Origin of the sequence: Amycolatopsis sp., assembly GCF_035546795.1 — a bacterium.
Lineage (GTDB): Bacteria > Actinomycetota > Actinomycetes > Mycobacteriales > Pseudonocardiaceae > Amycolatopsis_E.
This window is the reverse complement of sequence record NZ_DASZWC010000045.1, coordinates 91635-98175: the sequence shown is the minus strand read 5'-3', so window position 1 is coordinate 98175 and position 6541 is coordinate 91635. Positions and strand designations below refer to the sequence as shown.

At 69.8% G+C, this 6541-nt stretch carries 7 protein-coding genes; 6 read left to right on the top strand and 1 reads right to left on the bottom strand.

Features of this window, described 5'->3' with window-relative positions; all coding sequences use genetic code 11:
• Positions 1–6: 6 nt before the first annotated feature.
• Positions 7–1113 carry a 23S rRNA (adenine(2503)-C(2))-methyltransferase RlmN gene (rlmN, locus tag VHD82_RS25055; RefSeq protein ID WP_325708719.1) on the top strand — a complete coding sequence of 369 codons (1107 nt, stop codon included), beginning with the start codon at positions 7–9 and terminating at the stop codon, positions 1111–1113.
• A 126-nt stretch (positions 1114–1239) separates the two neighbouring features.
• Here the strand turns inward: rlmN and VHD82_RS25050 are convergent, their stop codons facing one another.
• Complete coding sequence (locus VHD82_RS25050; protein WP_325708692.1) at positions 1240–1500, bottom strand: DUF2631 domain-containing protein; 261 nt, start codon at positions 1498–1500, stop codon at positions 1240–1242.
• A gap of 93 nt (positions 1501–1593) precedes the next feature.
• Between VHD82_RS25050 and dxr the strand changes: the two genes are divergently transcribed.
• From dxr to VHD82_RS25025, 5 genes are read left to right on the top strand one after another with little or no spacing between them, the layout of a single operon-like run.
• The gene (dxr, locus tag VHD82_RS25045) at positions 1594–2805 is read left to right on the top strand and encodes a 1-deoxy-D-xylulose-5-phosphate reductoisomerase (protein ID WP_325708689.1); all 1212 of its coding nucleotides are present in this window, start codon (positions 1594–1596) and stop codon (positions 2803–2805) included.
• Between the two features lie 3 nt (positions 2806–2808).
• Positions 2809–4035, top strand: a complete 1227-nt coding sequence (locus VHD82_RS25040; protein WP_325708686.1) for a site-2 protease family protein — start codon at positions 2809–2811, stop codon at positions 4033–4035.
• A 13-nt stretch (positions 4036–4048) separates the two neighbouring features.
• Entirely contained in the window at positions 4049–5200 is a 1152-nt protein-coding gene (ispG, locus tag VHD82_RS25035; protein ID WP_325708683.1) for a flavodoxin-dependent (E)-4-hydroxy-3-methylbut-2-enyl-diphosphate synthase, read from the top strand.
• 9 nt (positions 5201–5209) lie between these two features.
• The gene (locus VHD82_RS25030; protein WP_325708681.1) at positions 5210–5638 is read left to right on the top strand and encodes a hypothetical protein; all 429 of its coding nucleotides are present in this window, start codon (positions 5210–5212) and stop codon (positions 5636–5638) included.
• Positions 5639–5684: 46 nt separating this feature from the next.
• Positions 5685–6539, top strand: coding sequence for a GNAT family N-acetyltransferase (locus tag VHD82_RS25025; protein ID WP_325708678.1), 855 nt, complete (start codon positions 5685–5687; stop codon positions 6537–6539).
• Positions 6540–6541: the final 2 nt, after the last annotated feature.

Sequence of the window (6541 nt, the reverse complement as noted above, 5' to 3'; positions counted from 1 at the left end):
CGGGCTATGACTGCCCTCCCCCTCGTCTTCGAAGCGCCCCGCCGTGGCCTGCCGCCCCGGCATCTTGCCGACCTCACCGTCGCCGAGCGCGCCGAAGCGGTCGCCGAACTCGGTGAGAAGCCGTTCCGTGCCAAGCAGCTGTCGAACCACTACTTCTCCCGGTTGACCGTCGACCCCGAGGCGATGACCGACATCCCGGCGGCCTCGCGGGAGCGGCTGGTCGGCGGGCTGATGCCGCCGCTGCTCACCGAGGTGCGTGCGGTGGCCGCGGACGGGGGCACGACGCGGAAGACGCTGTGGCGTGCCCACGACGGGACGTTGTTGGAGAGCGTGCTGATGCGCTATCCGGACAGGGCCACGCTGTGCATTTCGAGTCAGGCCGGCTGCGGGATGGCGTGCCCGTTCTGCGCGACCGGCCAGGGTGGGCTGGACAGGAACCTCTCCACGGCGGAGATCGTGGACCAGGTGCGCTCGGCGGCCGCGGTGATGCGTGACGGCGCGATGCCGGGCGGGCCGGGCCGGTTGTCGAACATCGTCTTCATGGGGATGGGCGAGCCGCTGGCGAACTACAAGCGCGTGGTGGCCGCGGTGCGCCGGATCACCGACCCCGCGCCCGGTGGCCTGGGGATTTCGCAGCGTTCGGTCACCGTGTCGACGGTGGGCCTGGCGCCGGCGATCCGGAAGCTGGCGGACGAGAAGATGCACGTGCGGCTGGCGGTCTCGCTGCACACGCCGGACGACGAGCTGCGCGACACACTGGTGCCGGTGAACAACCGCTGGTCGGTGAACGAGGTACTCGAAGCGGCGCGGTACTACGCGGATACGAGCGGGCGCCGGGTGTCGATCGAGTATGCGCTGATCCGGGACGTCAACGACCAGCCGTGGCGGGCGGATCTGCTGGCCAAGCGGCTGCGCAAGCACCTGAGCCAGCTGGTGCACGTGAACGTCATCCCGCTGAACCCCACGCCGGGCTCGGAATGGGACGCGTCGCCGAAGCCGGTCGAGCGGGAGTTCGTGCGCCGCGTCAACGCCGGGGGGGTGGCGTGCACGGTGCGCGACACACGCGGCCAGGACATCGCGGCAGCCTGCGGGCAGCTGGCCGCGGAGGGCTGAACCACCGGCGCGGATCTGTTGCTGGTGAACGGATTCCCGGGCGTGTCTATTGTGGACTCAGTTGTCCGCCGGCAGCGAAAGAGCCGCGGACCGACCCGGGCCCGCGGCTCTTCACAGTCTTGACGCTCAGCGCCGCCAGGCGGTGCGCCGCCGCTTGAGGTCGATCAGCAGCAGGATGATCAGGCCGACGCCGAGGCCGATCAGCCACACGTTTTCGGTGTCGTTCTCGTGGTTGTTGTAGATCATCAGGAACAGCACGATCGCGCTGAACCAGCCCGCGATCCGGGTGGCCTTGGGGAACGAGCCGTGCCAGCCCCATTCGGCCGACGGTTCATCGCGGGGATCCACTTCGGCCTTCTGCCGCTTCTCGACCGCCTTGGTAGCCACGGAACACTCCTCCACGCCCTGTATTCACCTGCACTGGGGATAATCCCACATGCGGCGCGAAGCCGCGCCGGGCGGTTCGCGACAATGGGGGTGATGAACACGACTCGCAGCGTTCTCGTCCTCGGTTCCACCGGCTCCATCGGCACGCAGGCCCTGGACGTGGCCGCGCGCAACACCGACCGGTTCCGGATCGCCGGCCTCGCCGCAGGCGGGTCCGATCCGGCGCTGCTGGCCGCGCAGGCGCTGGCGCATCAGGTGGATGCCATCGCCGTGATCAGGCCGACAGTGGTCGAGGACCTGCAGCTGGCGCTGTACGCCGAGGCGCAGAAGCACGGCTACTCAAGCGGTGATTTCCGCCTGCCGCGCATCTTCGCCGGTGCGGGCGCCGTGACGGAGCTCATCGCCGCGGTCCCGGTCGACGTCGTGCTGAACGGGATGCCGGGCTCGCAGGGCCTGGAGCCGACGCTGCGCGCGCTGGAGACGGGCGCGAAGCTGGCGCTGGCGAACAAGGAGTCGCTGATCGCGGGCGGCCCGCTGGTGCTCAAGGCGGCCAAGCCCGGGCAGCTCATCCCGGTCGACTCCGAGCACTCGGCGATGGCGCAGGCGCTGCGCGCCGGTCGCGCCGACGAGGTGGACAGGCTCGTGCTCACCGCGTCCGGCGGGCCGTTCCGCGGCCGTGCCCGCGAGCAGATGACCGACGTCACGGTGGCGGACGCGCTCGCGCATCCCACCTGGTCGATGGGCAAGCTCGTGACGATCAACTCGGCCACCCTGGTCAACAAGGGGCTGGAGCTGATCGAGGCGCATCTGCTCTTCGACGTGCCCTGTGACCGGATCGACGTGGTGGTGCACCCGCAGTCGATCGTGCACTCGATGGCGACCTTCACCGACGGCTCCACGCTGGCCCAGGCCAGCCCGCCGGACATGCGGCTGCCCATCTCGATGGCGCTCGACTGGCCGAACCGGGTGCCCGGCGCCGCGTCCGCGTGCGCCTGGGACAAGGCCACCTCGTGGACGTTCGAACCGCTGGACAGCGAGGCTTTCCCCGCTGTCGAGCTGGCCCGGCACGCCGGTACCGTCGGCGGCCTGCTCCCGGCGGTCTTCAACGCGGCGAACGAGGTGCTGGTCGCCGCTTTCCTGGCGCAGAACACCGGCTTCACGTCCATCGTGGACACTATTGGTGGGGTGCTTCAGGCTGCGGACGAATGGCGCCGGGACCCCCGCGATCTGGAGGACGTGTTCGCCGCGGAGGAGTGGGCCAGAGCTCGCGCGGCCGAGACCATCGGGACAACCGGAAGGAACTAGGGCGTGCTCGCCTACATTTTCGGAGTCGTGCTCTTCGCGCTGGGCATCTGTGTGTCCGTCGCGTTGCACGAGGCGGGACACATGGTCTCGGCGAAGGCCTTCGGCATGAAGGTGCGCCGGTACTTCATCGGTTTCGGTCCCAAGGTCTTCTCCTTCCGCCGCGGCGAGACCGAGTACGGCGTGAAGTGGATCCCGCTCGGCGGTTTCTGCGACATCGCCGGCATGACCGCGCTCGACGAGGTCACCCCGGACGAGGCGCCGCGCGCGATGTGGCGGTACAAGACCTGGAAGCGCACGATCGTGCTGGCCGCCGGTTCGGTCACGCACTTCATCCTCGGCTTCGTCGTGCTGTACCTGATGGCCGTCTCGATGGGCCTGCCCAACGCGCTGATCGGCAAGGCACAGATCGCCACCGTGGCCGACTGCGTGCACAACGCCACCACAGACCAGCAGGTGCTCAACCCCACCTGTCAGCCCGGCGACCTCGCCCCGGCCAAGCAGGGCGGGCTCCAGCCGGGTGACGAGATCGTCGCGGTCGGCGGCACGGCCACCGCCACGTACGCCGACGTCACGGCCAAGATCCAGCCGATGTCGGGCCCGGTCGATTTCGAGGTCAAGCGCAACGGGCAACTGGTGCACCTGACGATCAACGTGGCGCAGGTCGAGCGCCCGGTGACCGACCCGAACAACCCCCAGGGCGCGCCCAAGATCGTCAAGGTGGGCACGATCGGCGTCGGGTTCCCGAGCTACCTGCACTACAACGCGTGGACCGCCCTCGGCGGCGCCGGGATGTTCACCGGCGACATGTTCGCCCAGACCTGGGACAGGCTGCTGGAGTTCCCGGAGCGGATCCCGGCGGTGGTGCACTCGATCTTCGGCGGCGAGCGTGACCCCAACACCCCGGTCAGCGTCGTCGGCGCGAGCCGGATCGGCGGCGAGGCGGTGGAAGCCGGGCTGTGGCCGCTGTTTCTGATCCTGCTGGCGAGCCTGAACTTCTTCATCGGCGTGTTCAACCTGCTGCCGTTGCTCCCGCTCGACGGCGGGCACATCGCGGTCACCTGGTACGAGCGCGTGCGGGACTGGGTGCGCGGGCTGCGCGGCAAGGCCGCGGGCGGCCCGGTCGACTACACCAAGTTGTCGGCCATCACGATGGTGCTGGTGCTGGTGGGTGGCGCAGTAACGCTGCTCACCGTGACGGCTGACATCGTGAACCCGATCCGTCTGCAGTGAGTACGCTGAGGGCGTGAGTGTCGCGCTTGGTATGCCCGCCCTCCCGCCGCCCGTCCTCGCCGAACGCCGCCAGACCAGGCAGCTGATGGTGGGACCGGTCGGTGTCGGCAGCGAGCACCCGATCTCCGTCCAGTCCATGACCACCACCCTGACCTCGGACGTCAACGCCACGCTGCAGCAGATCGCGGAACTGACCGCGGCCGGCTGCGACATCGTGCGCGTGGCCTGCCCGTCCGCCGACGACGCAGAGGCACTGCCCGCGATCGCGAAGAAATCGCAGATCCCGGTCATCGCCGACATCCACTTCCAGCCGAAGTACGTGTTCGCCGCGATCGAGGCCGGCTGTGCCGCGGTCCGGGTGAACCCGGGCAATATCCGCAAGTTCGACGACCAGGTCAAGGAAATCGCGCAGGCCGCGAAGGACCACGGCACGCCGATCCGGATCGGCGTGAACGCCGGTTCGCTCGACAGGCGGCTGCTCGAGAAGTACGGCAAGGCCACGCCCGAAGCGCTGGCCGAGTCGGCGTTGTGGGAAGCGTCGCTGTTCGCCGAGCACGACTTCCACGACATCAAGATCTCGGTCAAGCACAACGACCCGGTGGTCATGGTGCGGGCCTACGAGCTGCTCGCCGAGCAGTGCGACTACCCGCTGCACCTCGGTGTCACCGAGGCGGGCCCGGCCTTCCAGGGCACCATCAAGTCGGCCGTGGCCTTCGGTGCGCTGCTGCGCCAGGGCATCGGCGACACCATCCGCGTGTCGCTGTCCGCGCCGCCGGTCGAAGAGGTCAAGGTCGGCCAGCAGATCCTGCAGTCGCTGAACCTGCGGCCGCGCAAGCTGGAGATCGTGTCCTGCCCGTCCTGCGGTCGCGCCCAGGTGGACGTGTACAAGCTGGCCGACGAGGTGACGGCGGGCCTGGAGGGCATGGAGGTGCCGCTGCGGGTGGCCGTGATGGGCTGCGTGGTGAACGGTCCCGGCGAGGCGCGTGAGGCCGATCTCGGGGTCGCCAGCGGCAACGGCAAGGGGCAGATCTTCGTCAAGGGCGAGGTCATCAAGACCGTGCCCGAGCACCAGATCGTGGAGACCCTGATCGAAGAGGCCATGCGGATCGCGGAGGAGTCCGGGGACGCGGAAGCGAGCGGCCAGCCCACGGTGACGGTCGGCTAGCGCCGGGCGGTGTCCCAGCCGGCTGACTGTCCATCGTGGACTGCCGTCGCGGTACGTCACGCCGACCCGATCCGGACGCCCGGCCGCGCGGAGTTCGCGGCGCCGGTCGGCGGGATGAACCTGAGCCCGGTGATCGGGCAGGACAGGTTCCGGTACCACGTGGAGCTCGATCATCGAGCGTTTCCGGGCCCTGCTCGGGTTTTCCTCGCCGGGCTGTGGAAAAACGAGCCCGTGCCCGAGGTGGGTTGGGGCCGGCAGCGCATGATCCGTGCCGCGGGCCGGGGCCGGGGGCACGCTCGCCGGGAAGCGCCCGGCGTCAGCAGTGTCTGTGTGGTGACCGAGGACGTGGACGCGGTCCATGATGCGGCGCGTGGCGCGGGTGCGGAGGACCCCGAAGGCAATCTCTGGTCCTTCGGCACCTGTCGCGGCGCGCCCTGACCGGGCGGTTTCTCGTTTCCGGGGGGTATCTGGCAATCTGGACGGTGTGTTGCGGCTTGCCGGTGCACGGCTGCTCGGTGATCGGGACTACCCGGCGGTACGTGCCGTTCTCGCGGCTGATCCCGTAGCGAGCTGCATGGTCAGCGCGCGAGTCGAAGTGGCGGGGCTGGATCCGTGGCGCCTCGGCGGGGAGTTGTGGGCCGCCGACTACCGCGGATCGCGGTCCCCGCGGCTTCCCGGGCTCTGCTTCTCGGGCCCGAACCTGATCCCGCTGCGAGGCAACGCGTCGGCGTTGCGGTCGTTCGCCGATCGCGCGCTGCGCAAGCAGCGGGTCTGCTCCTCGTTGGTCGGCCCCTCCGAGCAGGTGCTGGGGCTGTGGGACGAGCTCGCCGCGGAATGGGGCCCCGCCAGGGAAGTCCGCGCCGACCAGCCGCTGATGGCGCTGCAGGGCCAGCCCGCGGTGCCGGTGGACCCGCTGGTGCGGCCGGTTCGCCCGGACGAGCTGGAGCGCTACCTGCCCGCCGCGATCGCCATGTTCATCGAGGAGGTCGGCGTCGACCCGCGTGCCGGCGACGGCGGCGCGAGCTACCGCGCCCGGGTCGCCGAGCTGATCGCCGGCGGCCGCGCGTTCGCCCGGTTCGAGGGTGGGGAAGTGGTGTTCAAGGCCGAGATCGGGGCGATGTCCCGTGACGTCGGGCAGATCCAGGGCGTGTGGGTACATCCCGATCGCCGCAGTCACGGGCTCGGCACGGCGGGCACCGCGTCGGTGGCAAGCCGCCTCATCAATGCCATGGGCCGCACGGCGAGTCTGTACGTGAACTCCTTCAACAGCCCCGCGCTGGCGGCCTACCGGCGGATCGGTTTCCGCCAGGTGGGCCGCTACGCCACGGTGTTGTTCTGAGT